The organism is Rhodopseudomonas sp. P1, from assembly GCF_039642825.1.
GTDB classification, from domain to species: Bacteria; Pseudomonadota; Alphaproteobacteria; order Rhizobiales; family Xanthobacteraceae; genus Rhodopseudomonas; species Rhodopseudomonas palustris_H.
This window is the reverse complement of sequence record NZ_CP088006.1, coordinates 5,102,501-5,120,797: the sequence shown is the minus strand read 5'-3', so window position 1 is coordinate 5,120,797 and position 18,297 is coordinate 5,102,501. Positions and strand designations below refer to the sequence as shown.

The window sequence follows — 18,297 nt, the reverse complement described above, 5'->3', positions numbered from 1 at the left end:
CCGCCAGGCGCGAACCCGGAATCTCGAGGTGATGATAACGTCTGGATTCCGGGTTCGCTCACGTTCGTGAGCGCCCCGGAATGACGGTGCCTGAAGGCGGCGGTTACTTCCCGCCCCAGGCCTTCACCACGTCGCCGATCTGCGCCTGCACCGGCGGGCGGGCGGCCGAGGGGGTGCGGGAGAAGCGCGGGGCGGGGGCTGGCTGTGTGTGGCCCTCGTGATTGATGAACACCTCGCGCGCCACCATGTGCGGATGCTTGGTGGCTTCGGACATCGTCAGCACCGGGGCGAAACAGACGTCGGTGCCTTCCATCAGCTTGCACCATTCGTCGCGGCTCTTGGTCTTGAACACCGCGGCGAGCTTCTGCTTCAGCGCCGGCCATTGCTTGATGTCCATCTGGGTGTCGTAGTCGGCGTCGGTCAGCCCGGCGATCTGGCGCAGCAGCGCGTAGAACTGCGGCTCGATCGAGCCGATCGAGATGAACTGGCCGTCAGCGCATGCATAGGTGCCGTAGAAGTGCGCGCCGCCATCGAGCATGTTGCTCTCGCGGCCTTCCTTCCAGCGGCCCGCCGCGGTCATGTCGAAGAACATCGTGATCAGCGAGGCGGCGCCGTCGCACATCGCAGCATCCACCACCTGGCCCTTGCCGGACTTCGACGCTTCGAACAGCCCGGCGAGGATGCCGACGACGAGATACAGCGAGCCGCCGCCGAAATCGCCGACCAGGTTGAGCGGCGGCACCGGCCGCTCCTTCGGGCCGATCGCCGCGAGCGCGCCGGTGATCGAGATGTAGTTGATGTCGTGGCCGGCGGCCTGCGCCAGCGGGCCGGTCTGGCCCCAGCCGGTCATCCGCGCGTACACCAGCTTCGGATTGCGCGCCATCACCACGTCGGGGCCGAGGCCGAGGCGCTCCATCACGCCGGGGCGATAGCCTTCGATCAGCGCGTCAGCGCCATCGAGCAAATTCAGCACCTCGGCGACCGAGGCTTTGTCCTTCAGGTCGACGGTGACGACGGTGCGGCCACGCGCGGCGGCGCCCTGTGGCTTCTGGCCGGCGCGCACCAGTGTGATCACCTCGGCGCCCATGTCGGCGAGCAGCATCGAGCCGAACGGGCCGGGCCCGATGCCGGCGAATTCGACGATGCGGGTGCCGGAGAGCGGCCCGCTGGCGTTGGCTTTCGTGGTCGGCTTGGGGGAGGCGGTCACTGTGTCTTGCACCTTGGGTGTCCATTGTTGTTGTCCGCGCGCGGCGCGGAGCGGTTGTTGTCAGGATCAATCACCATGCCCGGTGTGCTCCGGGCAAGTGACTTTTCGTCCCAGCGCCGCATGCCGCCATGCTGCGGCACCGCACAAAAAACAAAGCGGCGCGCCACCAGCGCGCCGCTTGCCGTGGAGTGGAATTACTCAGCCTGCGGCCTGGACCGCGCGCTGTGCCATCACCTTGATCAGGTTGGCGCGGTAGTCGGAGGTGCCGTGGATGTCTTCGATCAGGCCATCGTCGGAGACCTTGATGCCGTCGAGCGCCGACGCCGACCAATTCGCCTTCAATGCGTCTTCGATCACCGGCACCCGCATCACGCCGTCCTGCGACGCGCCGGTGGCGGCGGCGCGGATCTCGCCGCTCTTCAGCTTGGCGACGAACACGCCGGTCAGCGCGAAGCGCGAGGCCGGATTGCGCATCTTGGCGTAGCCGGCCTTCTCCGGCACCGGGAACGAGATCGCGGTGATCATCTCGTTGTCTTCCAGCGCCGTCATGAACAGCCCCTTGAAGAACTGATCGGCCGGGATCTCGCGCTTGTTGGTCTTGACCGTGGCGTTGAGCGCCAGGATCGCGGCCGGATAGTCCGCGGCCGGATCGTTGGTGGCGACCGATCCGCCGATGGTGCCGCGATAGCGCACCGCCGGATCGCCAAGCACAGAGGTGAGATGCGCGATCGCCGGGATCAGCCGCTTCACGTCGGCATTGTGCATGATGTCGTAATAGGTGGTCGCCGCCTTGATGGTCAGCGTGTCGCCGCTGGCCTCGATCCCGATCAGCGCCGGGATTTTGGCGATGTCGACGAGATCGCCCGGCGCTGCGAGCCGCTGCTTCATCACCGGCAGCAACGTGTGGCCGCCGGCGAGGAATTTGGCGTCGCTGCCCTTGGCGATCAGCGCCACGGCTTCGTCGACCGATGAGGCGCGGTGATAATTGGTGGAATACATGGGTATCTCCTGTCAGAGATCGATTGTTTGTCTGTCCAACAAGCTCTCCGTCATTGCGAGGAGCGAAGCCTCTGGATTGCTTCGCTGCGCTCGCAATGACGGGGCGTGTTACTCCGCCGCCTGTTGCAGTTGCATCGCGTGCCACACCCGGTCGGGCGTCGCCGGCATTTCCAGCCGGTTGTTGCCGATCGCGTCGGTGATAGCGTTGATCACCGCCGCGGATGCGCCGATCGCGCCGGCCTCGCCGCAGCCCTTGACGCCGAGCGGATTGCCCGGACACAGCGTCGTGGTGTGCGAGATCTGGAACGACGGCACGTCGTCGGCGCGCGGCATCGCGTAGTCCATGAACGAGGCGGTCACGAGCTGGCCGCTATCGTCGTAGATCGCGTTCTCCAGGATCGCCTGGCCGATGCCCTGCACCAGGCCGCCATGGACCTGGCCCTCGACGATCATCGGGTTGATCAGCCTGCCGAAGTCGTCGACCGCGACGAAGTTGACGAACGAGGTCTTGCCGGTCCCCGGATCGACCTCGACTTCGCAGATGTAGGAGCCGGCCGGGAAGGTGAAGTTGGTCGGATCGTAGAACGCGCTTTCCTTCAGACCCGGCTCCATGCCGTCCGGCAGGTTGTGCGCCGTGTAGGCGGCGAGCGCGACCATCGGCAGCGCGATCGCCTTGTCGGTGCCGGTGACCTTGAACTCGCCGTTCTCAATGACGATGTCGTTCTCGCTCGCTTCGAGCTGATGCGCCGCGATCTTCTTGGCCTTGGCTTCGACCTTCTCCATCGCCTTGAAGATCGCCGACATGCCGACGGCGGCCGAGCGCGACCCGTAGGTGCCCATGCCGAACTGCACCTTGTCGGTGTCGCCGTGCACGATCGACACCTGGCCGATCGGGATGCCGAGCCGGTCGGCGACCAGTTGGGCGAAGGTGGTCTCGTGGCCCTGGCCGTGGCTGTGCGAGCCGGTCAGGATCTCGATGGTGCCGACCGGGTTGACGCGGACTTCAGCAGATTCCCACAGGCCGACGCCGGCGCCGAGCGAGCCGACCGCCTTCGACGGCGCGATGCCGCAGGCCTCGATGTAGCAGGACAGGCCGATGCCGCGCAGCTTGCCTTCGCTCTTGGCCTTGGCCTTGCGGGCGGGGAAACCTGCGTAGTCGATCGCCTTGAGCGCGGCATCGAGCGACGCGTTGAAGTCGCCGGTGTCGTACGCCATGATCACCGGGGTCTGATGCGGGAACTGGGTGATGAAGTTCTTGCGCCGCAGTTCGGCCGGATCGACCTTGAGCTGCCGCGCCGCAGTCTCGACCAGCCGCTCCAGCAGATAGCAGGCCTCGGGCCGTCCGGCGCCGCGATAGGCGTCGACCGGCGTGGTGTTGGTATAGACGCCCACCACCTCGGTATAGATCGCCGGAATGTTGTACTGGCCGCTGAGCAGCGTGGCGTACAGATAGGTCGGCACCGACGACGAGAACAGCGACATATAGGCGCCGAAATTGGCGTAGGTCTTCACCCGCAGGCCGAGCATCTTGTTGTCGGCGTCGAACGCCATCTCGGCTTTCGACAGATGATCGCGGCCGTGCGCGTCGGTGACGAAGGCTTCGTTGCGGTCACCGGTCCATTTCACCGGGCGGCCGGTCTTCTTCGAGGCCCACAGCGCCACCATTTCTTCCGGATAGATGAAGATCTTGGAGCCGAAGCCGCCGCCGACATCGGGCGCCACCACCCGCAGCTTGTGCTCGGGGGCGATGTTGTAGAACGCCGACAGCACCAGCCGCGCGACATGCGGGTTCTGCGAGGTGGTGTAGAGCGTGAAGTGCTCTTCGGCCGGATTGTACTCGGCGACCGCCGCGCGCGGCTCCATCGCGTTCGGCACCAGCCGGTTGTTGGTGAGTTCGATCGAGACGACGTTGGCGGCCTTGCTGAACGCCTCGTCGGTCGCCTTCTGGTCGCCGATCTCCCAGTCGTACACGATGTTGCCGGGCGCTTCGGGGTGAAGCTGCGCTGCACCATCGGCAATCGCCGCCTTGATGTTGGCGACGGCCGGCAGCTCCTCGTAATGCACCACCACGGCCTCGGCGGCGTCGCGGGCGAGGTTCTTGCTCTCGGCGATCACCACGGCGACCGCCTGGCCGACGAAGCGCACCGTTTCCGGCGCCATCGCCGGCCACGCGCCCATCTTCATCGCCGAGCCATCCTTGGAATGGATCGCCCAGCCGCAGATCAGGTTGCCGACCTTGTCGTCGACGATCTGCTGGCCGGTGAGCACGTCGATCACGCCTGGCATCGCCTTGGCGGCGTCGAGCTCGATGCCGGTGATCTTGGCGTGCGCGTGAGGGCTGCGCACGAAATGCGCGTAGGTCATGCCCTGCAGCTTGATGTCGTCGACGTAGCGGCCGCGGCCGGTGATGAAGCGGCGGTCTTCCTTGCGCGCGACGCGCGCGCCAATACCCTCGATGCCCATGTGCAATTCTCTCCCTTCGACTGCTTCAGCCGCGCGGATTCGGAACGTCGCGGGTCGCAGCCATCATTCGAACGTGTGGTCGGCGACGAAACGGCAGGCGGGCAGGCGGCCTATTCGGCGGCCTGCGCCACATTCATGCGGGAGGCGGCGTCGAGCACCGACTTGACGATGTTATGATAGCCGGTGCACCGGCAGATGTTGCCTTCGAGCTCGTGGCGCACGGTCTCTTCGTCGAGATTGCCGCCGTAGCGGTGCACGATGTCGATCGCCGACATGATCATGCCGGGCGTGCAGTAGCCGCACTGCAAACCGTGATTGTCCCGGAACGCCGCCTGCATCGGATGCAGTTCGTCGCCCTTGGAGATTCCTTCGATGGTGGTGATGTTGGCGCCGTCGACCTGGCCGACCAGCGTCGTGCACGACTTCACCGCACGGCCGTCGATATGCACCACGCAGCAGCCGCACTGGCTAGTATCGCAGCCGACATGGGTGCCGGTCAGGCCGAGGTGATCGCGCAGCAGATGCACGAGGAGTGTTCGATCCTCGACATCCGCCGTCACGAGCTTGCCGTTGACGGTCATTGAGACTTTGGACACGCGTCAGTCCTCCCGATGAATTTTTAATTGTTCCAATTAGAAGCGCGGCAGCCGGACTTTGCAACTGGGATTTTCGCTGCTCGGAGTGGCGCGAGCGTCAACCGTCGATGACGGTTTGGTGACCGCAGCAAACTAAGCGGTCGGTTGCCATGCCGGATGACCCCGGCGGCCCCAGCTGGCTGTTAGCTGGAACAGGAACTTCAAAATCTCTGCGGCTTACGTTGCGGTGCAGCGAAAGAAACTGTGCGATGCACCGGCTGAGATATCAGCCGATGCATCTAAGGTGAGGCGCAATCGATCAGGCGTTGTTAGCCGCGTGCAAAAGCGCACGGACCGAAGCCGTGGCGACGTCCGGATCGATCCCGGTGCCGAACACCGTGCGGCCATCGGAGGTGCGGCATTCGACATAAGCGGCGGCCTGCGCGGTAGCACCGGAGCCGATCGCGTGCTCCTGGTAGTCCGCGACGTCGAGCACCGGACCGCCGGCGTCTTGCAGCGCTGCCACCACGCCGGAGATCAGGCCGTTGCCGCGTCCCGACAGCGATCGGACCTCGCCATCGATCGCGATCCGGCCGATGAACGTCCGCTGCCCCACCGGCCCGGTCTCCTTGTAGTCCACCAGCACGAACCGGTCGGACGGACGCTGCAAATAGCAGCTGGCAAAGCACTGCCAGATGTCGGAGGTGTTGAGCTCGCGGCCGAGATCGTCCGCCAGTTTCTGGACGTGCGTGCTGAAATCCGCCTGCATCCGCTTCGGTAGCTTCAATCCCTTGTCCTGTTCCAGCACCCAGGCGACGCCGCCCTTGCCGGATTGCGAATTGACCCGGATGACGGCCTCGTAGGTTTCGCCGATGTCCGCCGGATCGATCGGCAGATACGGCATCTCCCACAGACCGTCGTTGCGCTGCGCGTGCGCGGCGAAGCCCTTGCGGATGGCGTCCTGATGCGAGCCGGAGAACGCCGTATGCACCAGCTCGCCGGCGTAGGGATGCCGCGGATGCACCGGGAGTTCGGTGCAGTGCTCGACCGTGTTCACCACCTCGCGCAGCGCCGGGAACGACAGTCCGGGATCGATCCCCTGGGTGTAGAGGTTCAGCGCCAAGGTCACGAGATCGACGTTGCCGGTGCGCTCGCCATTGCCGAACAGGCAGCCTTCGACCCGATCCGCCCCGGCGAGCAGGCCCAGCTCGGCCGCCGCAACCCCGGTGCCCCGGTCGTTATGCGGATGCAGGCTGATGACCACGGACTCGCGCCGCGAGATCTGGCGGCAGAACCACTCGATCTGGTCGGCATAGACGTTCGGCATCGCGACTTCGACGGTCGCCGGCAGGTTCAGGATCGCCGGGCGCTCCGGGGTCGGCTGCCAGACGTCGAGCACGCGCTCGCAGATCTCCAACGCAAAGTCCGGCTCGGTGAAGCAGAAGGTTTCGGGCGAATACTCGAAGGTCCAGTCGGTGCCGGGGCGTTTCAGGCTCTCCTCGAGCATCGCCGTGACGCCAGTGATCGCCAGATCGACGACGTCGCGCCGCTCCATGCCGAACACCACGCGCCGGAACAGCGGTGCTGTGGCATTGTACAGATGCACAATGGCGCGCTGCGCCCCCTCCAGCGACTCGAAGGTCCGAGCGATCAGGTCGGTGCGCGATTGGGTGAGAACCTGGATCGTGACGTCGTCGGGGATCCGGTCGTCGGTGATCAGGCTGCGGACGAAATCGAACTCGGTCTGCGACGCCGACGGAAACGCGACCTCGATCTCCTTGAAGCCGATCGCGATCAGCATGTCGTAGAAGCGCTGCTTGCGTTCGACCCCCATGGGATTGGCGAGCGACTGATTGCCGTCGCGCAGGTCGGTGGACAGCCAGCGCGGCGCCGACGTCAAACGACGGGACGGCCATTGCCGGTCCGGCAGGCCGACCGGCGTGACAAAGGGGCGGTATTTGGTTTCGGGATTCTTCAACATGATCGATATCCGTTGCGCGCGGAGGAAAGGTCAAAGCGGGCACGGCTGGATACGGCCGCCAGGCTGCCGTCAGTCCCGGCGACCGCCAGTAAGTCGAAGCGCAACGGACAGAAGCTGGTCGTGGTGAGCCGGCAGGGCGCGGGTGCTCGGACCGCAGGTCTCGACAGCCGCCGACACCGCGCAAAGCGGTCGGGCAAGGCTGGGGACGATAGGAGCGATCGAGAACACGGGGGTATCCACGGACCTGTGTGGGGCTGTCCCCTTACTTAAATCAAGACACTCGTGATAATCTCGCGCGGAAAGATCAATCATCGTCGCGAAAGGATCAGGTGGGCGATGCGGGCGCAGGCGGTCACCGATCATGTTGCCGTCGTCAGCCAGGATGCGCTGCGCTTCGCCAGCCGCCGTCATTCCCATCCGCAGGCGCAGCTGATCTACGCCATCACCGGCGTCGTTTCGGTGACCACCGCCGATGGCACCTGGGTTGTGCCGCCGAGCCGCGCCGTGTGGGTGCCGGGCGGTGTCGAACACGACACCAGAAGTCATTCGGCCGTCCAGTTCCGCTCGCTGCTGATCGACCCGGCGGAAGTTGCGGGACTGCCGGTCGTCTGCACCGCAATCGAAGTGACGCCCTTGCTACGCGAATTGATCCTGCGGCTTGTCGCCGTTGCGGAGGCGCCCGAGCGCGTGGAACTCAGGGACGTTGTCACGCAGCTCCTTTTGATGGAACTCGCAAGTCTGCCGGTCGAGCCGCTCAGTCTTCCGCGGCCTCAGCATGCGCAGTTGGCTCGGTTTTGCGAGCAGATCCGCGACGAGCCTGCTGCTGCTGTGTCGCTCGAACAAGCCGCCCGTGCGCTGCATATGAGCCGGGCGAGCTTCATGCGGCTGTTTCAGCGTGAAACTGGGATGAGCTTTCTGCGCTGGCGGCAGCAGGCGCGCCTGTTGCACGCCTTGTCGCTGCTGGCCGAACGACAGTCGATTCTGAACGTGGCGCTGGCGTGCGGCTATGACAGCCCGAGTGCTTTCTCGGCGATGTTCCGGCGAGTCCTCGGGAAATCACCAAGTGAGTACTTCGATCCCGTTGAACTAAAGTCGATGTCTTGAGCCTCGGGCCTCGATTTACGCAGCCTTAGACAATGCCGCGTAGTTTCGGAGTACCCGGTACGGTTCCGGGGTAAGTCGTTTTCGACGGGGTAATCAAGTGAGTGGTACGACAGCCGCCGGAGCGCGGGATCAATCCTTTGCGCTGCCGGCTTTGCGCTTTCGTGGTAAGGTGACGCTGGGCTTTGCGGTGGTGCTCGGTATTACCGCCATCAGCATGGGGCTGGCCTACCTCGGGTTCGAACGAGTCTCGGATGGCGTGGTCGCCTACCGTGACGGCGTTCGGCAGTCGGATCTTGCCCGCAACATCGATCGCGAGATGGTCGGCTACGAGGCGCGTGCGCGCTACTACGTGCTGACCGGCAAGGAAGACGATGCCAAAGCGGCGCTTGCCGCCGAAGCCCGCCTCAAAGACGCCATCGCCGCGTCGCTGCAGGGCGCGACCAAACCGGCGCAGCGCGAGGCGCTGACCCGCCTGTCCACTGAGTTTTCCACCTTCACCAAACTGTTCGCCGACATCGTCGCGCTGAAGACCGACAGCGCCCTGGTGATTCAGAACGGGGTGACCCGCGGCGGCCTGAACCTGCGCTACAAGTTCGACGATCTGGTGAGCGCAGCCAGCGACCGAGAGGATTCGAGCGCTGAGCTCGGCGCCAAGCGCGCTGCGGAGCAGTATGCCGGCGCGATGACGCTGGCGAATACATTCGCGATCAATTCCAGCATTCCGGTCGCCGACAACGCGCTGGCGCGGCTGAAATTCGTCGAAAACTCACTGAACATCGTCAAGGCCGACGGCGAGATCGCCGCAGCCGTGAATGAGATTTTCACCATGCTGGGCGAGTACCGCCAAGCGTTGATCAAGCTCTCCGACAACGTCAAGGCGATCGACGCCAAGGGCGCCACCATGGTCGGCTCCGCCGCGGCGATCATCCGCGCTGCCGAAGCGATCAAGGCAGACCTGCTCGCCGATCAGCAGCGGCTCGAGCGGGAGTCCGACGCAACCGTCACCACTACCGAACGCATGGTGGCGATGCTCGGCATCGGTGGCTTCCTGCTTGGCGCGGTGCTGGCGGTGCTGCTCGGCCGCGGCATCTCGCGTCCGATGCAGGCGATGTGCGCGGCGATGCGCCGGCTGGCCGGCGGCGACTTCAACGTGGTGCTGCCGGGGCTCGGACGCCGCGACGAAATCGGCGAGATGGCGGCCGCGGTCGAGGAATTCAAAGTTCAGGCGGGCCGAAAGGCCGAGCGGGACGCGATTGCCCGCGAGCGCGAGGCGGAGGCGGGCCGCGAAGCCCGCCGTGCCGAACTGATCGGCTTTGCTAGTGAGTTCGAAAGCGCGGTCGGCGCGATCGTGGCGCATGTTTCCGATGCTGCAGCCCAGCTCGAAAGCGCCGCGGCGACGCTGACCCGCACCGCCGAAACCACCCAGTCACTCTCCGGCCAGGTCGCTGGCGATTCCCAGCAGGCGTCGTCCGGCATGCAGGCGGTGGCTTCGGCGACCGAAGAGCTGTCGGCCTCAGTCGGCGAGATCGGTCGCCGGGTCGGACAGTCGAGCGCGATCGCCGAAGCGGCGGTGGCGCAGGCGCACGAGACCGACGACCGCATCGGCAAGCTGACCCAGGCGGCGCAGCAGATCGGCGAGGTGATGCAGCTGATCACCACGATCGCCGAGCAGACGAATCTGTTGGCCCTCAATGCGACCATCGAAGCCGCGCGGGCCGGCGAAGCCGGGCGTGGCTTTGCCGTCGTGGCGGCCGAAGTGAAGTCGCTCGCCACTCAAACCGCGAAGGCGACCGACGAGATTTCTTCGCAGGTCGCCGAGATGCAGGAAGCGACCCGCGATTCGGTGACGTCGATCCAAAAGATCGGCAGCACGATCGCCGAGATCTCAACGATCTCCGCGTCGATCGCCAGCGCCGTCACGCAGCAGGACGCCGCGACGCGGGAGATCGCCAGCAGCGTTCAGGGCGTGGCGCAGGGAACCCAGCGCGTCGCCGGTAATATCGCCGAGGTCAATCGCGGCGCCGCCGAAACCGGCGCTGCTTCCGCGCAGGTGCTGCAATCCGCGCGCAGCCTATCGTCCGAAAGTGCGCGGCTGCGCACCGAACTCGATCGATTCATGGCGAACATCCGCGCTGCCTGATCGCTTCCTTCCGCGCGCAGGCCTCCTGAGCTTGCGGCAGGCCGCCGCAGGTTCGGCGCGTGCATTGGAACCGTTCCGGCGCTCTTCCGTTGACCTGACGCAAATCGGTCCATCGCTTGCCGGTGGATCGCCACGTTCGGCGCTGGCGGCGTGGCACACCGCAGCCGGAGTGGGAGTGTATGGCCGACAGCGTCAGTGCCGCGATCAACGAGCCGCCGCAGGCTCCGGTCCTGGCGACCGCCGACGGCCGGGTGATTGACACCGATATCCCGGTCCGCCTCGATGGTCTGCTCTGGAGCAGCTTTCATACCCGGGTGGTCGGCGCGCTCGGAATCACCTGGATCCTCGACGGTCTCGAAGTCACGCTCGCCGGAGCGCTGGCGGGTGCGCTCAAGGACAGCCCGAGCCTGCGCTTCTCCAATCTCGACATCGGGCTCGCCAACAGCGCTTATCTGGCCGGCGCGGTGATCGGCGCGATCGGGTTCGGTTGGCTGACCGACCGGATCGGACGCAAGAAGCTGTTCTTCATCACGCTGGCTTTGTACCTCGCCGCCACCGCGGCGACGGCGACATCTTGGGACGTGATGAGCTACGCGCTGTTCCGGTTTCTTACCGGTGCCGGTATCGGCGGCGAATACACCGCGATCAACTCCACCATCCAGGAGCTGGTGCCGGCGCGCTATCGCGGCTGGACCGATCTGGTGATCAACGGCAGTTTCTGGATCGGCGCAGCAATCGGCGCGGTCTGTGCCATCGTGCTGCTCGACCCTGTGGTGATCGATCCGGATTATGGCTGGCGGCTGGCTTATCTCACTGGCGCGATCATCGGCCTCGTGGTGTTCGCGATGCGCTGGTGGATTCCAGAGAGTCCGCGCTGGCTGATGATCCACGGCCAACCCGAACGCGCCGAAGCGATCGTTGCCGATATCGAGCGGCATGCACGCCACGCACCCGATCGGCCGCGCGCGCTGCCGACCATCAGGCTGCGGATGCGCACGCACACGCCGATCCTGGAAGTCGCGCGGACGCTGTTTTCGACCTATCGGCAACGTTCGCTGGTCGGGCTGGTGCTGATGGCCGCGCAGGCGTTTTTCTACAACGCGATCTTCTTCACCTACGCGCTGATCCTGACCGACTTCTTCGGCATCCCGGCCAATCACGTCGGCTGGTACATCCTGCCATTTGCGGCAGGTAACTTCCTGGGGCCGCTGTTGCTCGGCCGGCTGTTCGATACGCTCGGCCGCCGCACCATGATCGGCTTCACTTACGGCGTGTCGGCGATTCTGCTAGCGGTGTCAGGCTATCTGTTTTCGATCGGCGCCCTCAGCGCGCAGAGCCAGACGGTTGCCTGGATGGTGATCTTCTTCTTCGCCTCGCCGGCGGCGAGTGCCGCCTATCTCACCGTCAGCGAGACGTTTCCGCTCGAAGTCCGTGCGCTGGCGATCGCAATTTTCTACGCGATCGGCACCGGCATCGGCGGCGTCGCGGGGCCGGCGCTGTTTGGTGCGCTGATCGACACAGGTTCGCGCTCCAGCGTGTTCGCCGGCTATTTGTTCGGCTCGGTGCTGATGATGGGCGCCGCCGTCATCGGCTGGCGCTATGCTATCGCGGCTGAGCGCCGTTCCCTTGAACAGGTCGCGCGGCCGCTGGCCGCTACAGAGGATACTTAATGACGACGAAGATCGAACAACCGTCCAAGCCGGCCACCTCGGACCAGGTTCCGGTTCCGGGCGCCTTGGTACCGCATCTCGATAAGTGCGCGTTGTTGCTCGATATCGACGGTACGCTGCTGGACCTGGCGCCGACACCGCGCGAAGTCTGGGTGCCGCCGGAACTGGAGCAGACGCTGAAAAATCTGCTCGGCAGAACGTCGGGGGCGTTGGCTTTGGTCAGTGGCCGCTCGATCAACGACATCGACCTGATTTTCGCGCCGATGCGACTGCCGGCGGTCGGCGGTCATGGTGCGGAAATGCGACTGTCGGGCAATGGCGACGCAGTTGCGACGCAAGCACCGCCGCTCGATCCGGAACTCAAGAGCCGGCTCGCTGCGATTGCGCGGATCAGTCCTGGTATCTTGTTGGAGGACAAGGGCTACTCATTGGCGCTGCATTATCGTCTCGCACCGCACACTGAGAAAGCGATCTACGAATCAGTTGCGGCGATTCGCGCTGAGAATCCCGATGCGCCGCTCGAAGTGCTGCCTGGCAAGGCTGTGTGCGAGATCAAACATTCAGGCTTCACCAAGGCAACCGGCGTGCTGGAACTGATGAAATACGCGCCATTCAAAGGCCGCCGGCCGATTTTCATTGGTGATGACGTCACCGATGAGACGGTATTCGCCATCATGCCGGAACTCGACGGCCTCGCATTTTCTGTCGGACGTCACAGCGAACTCACCGCTGGTCACTTCGACGAGCCGCGAGATGTGCGCAATTGGCTCGCACGTCTGCTCGAACCGAGCAGTTAGTTCGCGCGTTGAGTACGGTTCCGGACCAAAAAACATCGCAAAACGCTTAGTTCTCAGAAAAGTTCCAGACTTGCCATGGAACGATCACGATGAATGGATGTTAATCTCCGCAGCGTCGCATAGACGCACCAGACAGTTGGGGAGTCGGAGGGAAACGTGAACCTGGTCGTGGTTTCGAACCGAGTTGCCCGAGCGTCGGGAAACGAGCCGATGACGGGAGGGTTGGCAGCAGCGCTGCTGCCGGTGGTGGAAAAATCCGGAGCGATCTGGGTCGGCTCCAGCGGTCGGGTTCGTGATGGTGTTCATCGCGAACCTTTCGCTGAGATCGAGCCGCTCGGCACTGGTGCGCTCGCGATGCTCGATCTGCCCGCCGCGCATTACGGCGGTTACTACGAAGGCTTTGCCAATTCGGCGCTGTGGCCGGCGCTGCACTCCCGCCCGGATCTGATCCGGGTTTCCCATGATGATTATCGATCCTACCGCGAAGTGAACGCCTTCATGGCGCGGGCGCTGCTGCGCTTTCGCAAGCCGGACGCGGCGTTCTGGATCCAGGATTACCACTTCCTCGCGCTCGGTGCGGAACTGCGCCAGCTCGGCGTCCAGCATCCGATCGGGTTCTTTCTGCATACGCCGTGGCCGTCGCGGGCGACCATCGGCTGTGTGCCGCATCACCGCGAACTGATCGAGGCGATGCTGGCCTACGATTTGATCGGGTTCCAAACCGAAGAAGATCGCGGCAATTTCCTCGGCTATGTCGCCTCCGAGCTCGGCCTGAAGGTAACAGGCGGCGTTGTGACAACCGCACACGGCACCACGCGCTGCGACGTGTTCGCAATCAGCATCGACGCCGACGCATTCGCCACCCAGGCGCAGAAGGCGATGACTCACCCCGAAGTCTCGCGACTCCGGAAAAGTCTGCACGGCGAGAAGCTGGTGATTGGTGTCGATCGGCTCGACTACTCGAAGGGTCTGATCAACCGCGTCAAAGCGTTCGACAAGATGTTAAGCGACCGGCCTGCGTTGCAGCGGGCGGTGTCACTGCTGCAGATCGCGACTCCGTCCCGCGGCACGATCGAGGCCTATGGCAATCTGCAGGGCGATCTCGCCAAGCTGGTCAGCGACGTCAACGGCCGGCTCGGCGAGGTCGACTGGACCCCGATCCGCTATCTCAACAAGGGTTATCGCCAGAGCGTGCTGGCTGGCCTCTACCGCTCGGCCCATGTCGGACTGGTCACGCCGCTGCAGGACGGCATGAACCTGGTGGCCAAGGAATACGTCGCCGCGCAGAACCCGATCGATCCCGGCGTGCTGGTGCTGTCGAAATTCGCCGGCGCCGCCAACGAGCTCGATACGGCCCTGCAGGTGAACCCGCACGACATCGACGGAATGTCGCGCGTGATCGCCACCGCGCTGGCGATGCCGCTGACCGAGCGGCGACTGCGCTGGGAGGCGATGATGGCCAAGCTGCGCGACAACAGCATCCGCCGCTGGTTCGCGGATTTCGTCGCTTCGCTGGAAGGCGCGCACGCCGCCAATCGCAGCGTCGGACCGATTCCGCTGGCGCCCCCGGCGCAGCCGTCCTCGATCATGATGGCAGGCGGCTGGTCGCGTCGCACGCCCCGGGCCGTTGGCGGCGCAGTGCTCCAATAGGGGAGCGCGTGGGGCTGGCCGGAGAGGCGAGGCGGATCTCGCCGTCCGCCGCCACCGGCCATCCGGACCAGCGAGCCTCGCTCTGGCGGGTCGTTGAAGATCCGTTCAGTGCCATTTCCGGCATTATTTGACGTGAAATCCGCCGCCGGTTGGCGCAACCGCTTGCCAAATCCGCGCGGCGCGGTCATGAGAGGGCACCCGGAGAGGTGGCCGAGTGGTTGAAGGCGCACGCCTGGAACGCGTGTATACGGGAAACTGTATCGAGGGTTCGAATCCCTCTCTCTCCGCCATTTCGGCCCCGGTGCCGGTTTTTCCTCCATCGCTGTTCTGATGTCGGCTCGTTCCCGGGCGCTTGATGCGCTTGCCGGAGGGCGCTCGCCCGACCACGGTCTGCGCGCAATCTTCCCGCCGACGACGCCATGCGAAAAATTTCGTCCCTTCTTCCGGCCTAGGAACCTTGCGAGGGCGGGCGCGTCTACTCCTGAGAACGGAAAAATCGAGGACCCTCCCGCCACTTTTTTACGGACCCGGCCGGCGAATGGAGCCGAGTTCCTAATTCCTGCTTTGCGGAACACCCTGAAAAGTCCTTCGTTTTCAGAGGCTTCGGAGGGGCAAATTTTGAATTTCGCGAAACCTTCATTTTTCGCTTGCGGTCCCGGAAGTGGGGGGCTATAGAAACACCCACACGCCGCCCGCGGGTCGGGCTTCTCTCTCTTGGCTCTCAGCCGAGGGAGAAATTGGCGCCTCTGACGCTCCTCACTTCGTTGAGTGACGCAACAGCCGATAGTTGTCGGTTGGAGCCTCTCTTCGTCGTCGAAGGGTGTCCTGCTCTCTCTTTGTAGAGAGTGTGAGATCTTCGGATCTCGGGCTGTTTGACAAGTGAAGAAGAAGAAAGAGAAACGTGGACGGCGAAGTCCTTGCGGGTCTCGGTTTTGGGAAGCTTCGGCTTTCTGGGGTTGGGGCCGGACGAAAGACTTCGGCGGTACACGTTTTCAAGGAAACACCATGTTCGCGAGCGCTGTGAAGCGCTGCGACGAACTGGCGATCTTCGGATTGCTGGTGATGGTGGGACCTCGTCAAACGTTGTGATCAGCCGGTTCAAAGTTCAAGTCCAACTTGAGAGTTTGATCCTGGCTCAGAGCGAACGCTGGCGGCAGGCTTAACACATGCAAGTCGAACGGGCGTAGCAATACGTCAGTGGCAGACGGGTGAGTAACGCGTGGGAACGTACCTTTTGGTTCGGAACAACACAGGGAAACTTGTGCTAATACCGGATAAGCCCTTACGGGGAAAGATTTATCGCCGAAAGATCGGCCCGCGTCTGATTAGCTAGTTGGTGAGGTAATGGCTCACCAAGGCGACGATCAGTAGCTGGTCTGAGAGGATGATCAGCCACATTGGGACTGAGACACGGCCCAAACTCCTACGGGAGGCAGCAGTGGGGAATATTGGACAATGGGCGAAAGCCTGATCCAGCCATGCCGCGTGAGTGATGAAGGCCCTAGGGTTGTAAAGCTCTTTTGTGCGGGAAGATAATGACGGTACCGCAAGAATAAGCCCCGGCTAACTTCGTGCCAGCAGCCGCGGTAATACGAAGGGGGCTAGCGTTGCTCGGAATCACTGGGCGTAAAGGGTGCGTAGGCGGGTTTCTAAGTCAGAGGTGAAAGCCTGGAGCTCAACTCCAGAACTGCCTTTGATACTGGAAGTCTTGAGTATGGCAGAGGTGAGTGGAACTGCGAGTGTAGAGGTGAAATTCGTAGATATTCGCAAGAACACCAGTGGCGAAGGCGGCTCACTGGGCCATTACTGACGCTGAGGCACGAAAGCGTGGGGAGCAAACAGGATTAGATACCCTGGTAGTCCACGCCGTAAACGATGAATGCCAGCCGTTAGTGGGTTTACTCACTAGTGGCGCAGCTAACGCTTTAAGCATTCCGCCTGGGGAGTACGGTCGCAAGATTAAAACTCAAAGGAATTGACGGGGGCCCGCACAAGCGGTGGAGCATGTGGTTTAATTCGACGCAACGCGCAGAACCTTACCAGCCCTTGACATGTCCAGGACCGGTCGCAGAGACGTGACCTTCTCTTCGGAGCCTGGAGCACAGGTGCTGCATGGCTGTCGTCAGCTCGTGTCGTGAGATGTTGGGTTAAGTCCCGCAACGAGCGCAACCCCCGTCCTTAGTTGCTACCATTTAGTTGAGCACTCTAAGGAGACTGCCGGTGATAAGCCGCGAGGAAGGTGGGGATGACGTCAAGTCCTCATGGCCCTTACGGGCTGGGCTACACACGTGCTACAATGGCGGTGACAATGGGAAGCTAAGGGGTGACCCTTCGCAAATCTCAAAAAGCCGTCTCAGTTCGGATTGGGCTCTGCAACTCGAGCCCATGAAGTTGGAATCGCTAGTAATCGTGGATCAGCATGCCACGGTGAATACGTTCCCGGGCCTTGTACACACCGCCCGTCACACCATGGGAGTTGGCTTTACCTGAAGACGGTGCGCTAACCCGCAAGGGGGGCAGCCGGCCACGGTAGGGTCAGCGACTGGGGTGAAGTCGTAACAAGGTAGCCGTAGGGGAACCTGCGGCTGGATCACCTCCTTTCTAAGGATGGGTCTTCAACAGCTTGCTGTTATCGACCTGTTTTAGAAACATCAGAGGCTCTAAGTCATACGAGCCTCATTGGCGGGATTTCGCCGTCTTCGTTTCTCTTTCTTCGCGGACGAACACGCGCCTGGGGTGCGCGCAAGTCGATCGGCCTGGCGCCAGCCGGCCGGTGGTTTGCTTGCGGCCTCTCGTGCTGAGGGCTTGTAGCTCAGTTGGTTAGAGCGCGCGCTTGATAAGCGTGAGGTCGGAAGTTCAAGTCTTCCCAGGCCCACCATTTTGTCGAGCGCTGCATTCGTCTTCTGGTTACGGGGCCATAGCTCAGCTGGGAGAGCGCGTGCTTTGCAAGCATGAGGTCGTCGGTTCGATCCCGTCTGGCTCCACCAGCCTTCGCTGGCGGGACGCCAGTTACGGCTCGGCTGGCCTTCGAAGGCTGCCGCGGCGAAGCTCTTTGGAGCGTAGCCGGGCTGATCGCCATGACCATGCTCGCGCCTCGTTGCTGTCATCCGGACAGCGACGATGGCTCATCGTCCGCAACTTGTATTCGCCGGCTTTGCGCAATGCGCAGCCTGGCGGGTTTTCTGACATCGTGAAGAGGAGATCGATCCGGGTTCGGGTCTTGTAGAGCAATCTGCGGGGCGCCGTTCGCGTATCTCCAGATCGTTTTCGGCGCATGCCGGTCGCAAGACCTGCGTGTTGTAAAACGGTCTTTGTTGGCGAGCTTGACCGCACGCCATCGGTTCGATCTTACGAAGCAATAACTGGTCTTTTCATTCAATGTCCGTTTGCAAGGTGCGTCCTTCGGGATGGCTTGCAAGTACATTCTGCCGAGTGTGTGGACATTGATAATGAGAGCAATCAAGTGCCTTAAGGGTGTTCGACGGATGCCTTGGCGCTGAGAGGCGATGAAGGACGTGCTACGCTGCGATAAGCCATGGGGAGCTGCGAAGAAGCTTTGATCCGTGGATTTCCGAATGGGGAAACCCACCTTCGATAGCCGGAACTCCAAGGCCTTGCGTTTCGAAAGAGACGTGAGGGTTTGGATTTCCGGTTATCAAGAGAAGGTATGAGATCTCTGAATACATAGGAGGTTTCAAGCGAACCCAGGGA

The 18,297-nt window shown here is 63.3% G+C and carries 10 protein-coding genes, 3 tRNA genes and 2 rRNA genes (1 of these 15 running past the window's edge); 10 read left to right on the top strand and 5 right to left on the bottom strand.

All coding sequences use genetic code 11. The annotated features are described in order from the left end of the window. Positions 1–103: 103 nt before the first annotated feature. The 5 genes from LRC39_RS23685 to leuA all read right to left on the bottom strand — a co-directional run bounded on the left by LRC39_RS23685 (position 104) and on the right by leuA (position 7,225). Positions 104–1,219 carry a CaiB/BaiF CoA transferase family protein gene (locus LRC39_RS23685; RefSeq protein ID WP_346295845.1) on the bottom strand — a complete coding sequence of 372 codons (1,116 nt, stop codon included), beginning with the start codon at positions 1,217–1,219 and terminating at the stop codon, positions 104–106. A gap of 186 nt (positions 1,220–1,405) precedes the next feature. Beyond that, positions 1,406–2,206: an FAD binding domain-containing protein gene (locus tag LRC39_RS23680; protein WP_114356765.1), complete on the bottom strand. Its 801-nt coding sequence runs from the start codon at positions 2,204–2,206 to the stop codon at positions 1,406–1,408. Positions 2,207–2,314: 108 nt separating this feature from the next. After that, the gene (locus tag LRC39_RS23675; RefSeq protein WP_230762548.1) at positions 2,315–4,669 is read right to left on the bottom strand and encodes a xanthine dehydrogenase family protein molybdopterin-binding subunit; all 2,355 of its coding nucleotides are present in this window, start codon (positions 4,667–4,669) and stop codon (positions 2,315–2,317) included. A gap of 110 nt (positions 4,670–4,779) precedes the next feature. Next, positions 4,780–5,265, bottom strand: a complete 486-nt coding sequence (locus LRC39_RS23670; protein WP_012497796.1) for a (2Fe-2S)-binding protein — start codon at positions 5,263–5,265, stop codon at positions 4,780–4,782. Between the two features lie 298 nt (positions 5,266–5,563). Beyond that, complete coding sequence (gene leuA / locus LRC39_RS23665; RefSeq protein ID WP_346295844.1) at positions 5,564–7,225, bottom strand: 2-isopropylmalate synthase; 1,662 nt, start codon at positions 7,223–7,225, stop codon at positions 5,564–5,566. 336 nt (positions 7,226–7,561) lie between these two features. Between leuA and LRC39_RS23660 the strand changes: the two genes are divergently transcribed. The 10 genes from LRC39_RS23660 to LRC39_RS23615 all read left to right on the top strand — a co-directional run. Continuing rightward, a complete protein-coding gene (locus LRC39_RS23660; RefSeq protein ID WP_346295843.1) occupies positions 7,562–8,329 on the top strand; it encodes an AraC family transcriptional regulator in 768 nt (255 codons plus the stop codon). Between the two features lie 97 nt (positions 8,330–8,426). Then, positions 8,427–10,469: a methyl-accepting chemotaxis protein gene (locus LRC39_RS23655; RefSeq protein WP_346295842.1), complete on the top strand. Its 2,043-nt coding sequence runs from the start codon at positions 8,427–8,429 to the stop codon at positions 10,467–10,469. A gap of 179 nt (positions 10,470–10,648) precedes the next feature. Then, positions 10,649–12,139 carry an MFS transporter gene (locus tag LRC39_RS23650; protein WP_346295841.1) on the top strand — a complete coding sequence of 497 codons (1,491 nt, stop codon included), beginning with the start codon at positions 10,649–10,651 and terminating at the stop codon, positions 12,137–12,139. Continuing rightward, a complete protein-coding gene (gene otsB, locus LRC39_RS23645) occupies positions 12,139–12,936 on the top strand; it encodes a trehalose-phosphatase (protein WP_346295840.1) in 798 nt (265 codons plus the stop codon). Before LRC39_RS23650 ends, otsB begins: the two co-directional genes overlap by 1 nt. 156 nt (positions 12,937–13,092) lie before the next feature. After that, positions 13,093–14,586, top strand: a complete 1,494-nt coding sequence (otsA, locus tag LRC39_RS23640) for an alpha,alpha-trehalose-phosphate synthase (UDP-forming) (protein ID WP_346295839.1) — start codon at positions 13,093–13,095, stop codon at positions 14,584–14,586. A gap of 200 nt (positions 14,587–14,786) precedes the next feature. Further along, positions 14,787–14,876, top strand: a tRNA-Ser gene (locus LRC39_RS23635). 822 nt (positions 14,877–15,698) lie between these two features. Continuing rightward, positions 15,699–17,187, top strand: a 16S ribosomal RNA gene (locus tag LRC39_RS23630). A 200-nt stretch (positions 17,188–17,387) separates the two neighbouring features. Then, positions 17,388–17,464 (top strand) — tRNA-Ile (locus LRC39_RS23625). A 33-nt stretch (positions 17,465–17,497) separates the two neighbouring features. Further along, positions 17,498–17,573, top strand: a tRNA-Ala gene (locus LRC39_RS23620). 470 nt (positions 17,574–18,043) lie between these two features. Beyond that, positions 18,044–18,297, top strand: a 23S ribosomal RNA gene (locus LRC39_RS23615) (it continues 2,563 nt past the right edge of the window). Together the 16S and 23S rRNA genes with 2 tRNA genes alongside form the textbook arrangement of a ribosomal RNA operon.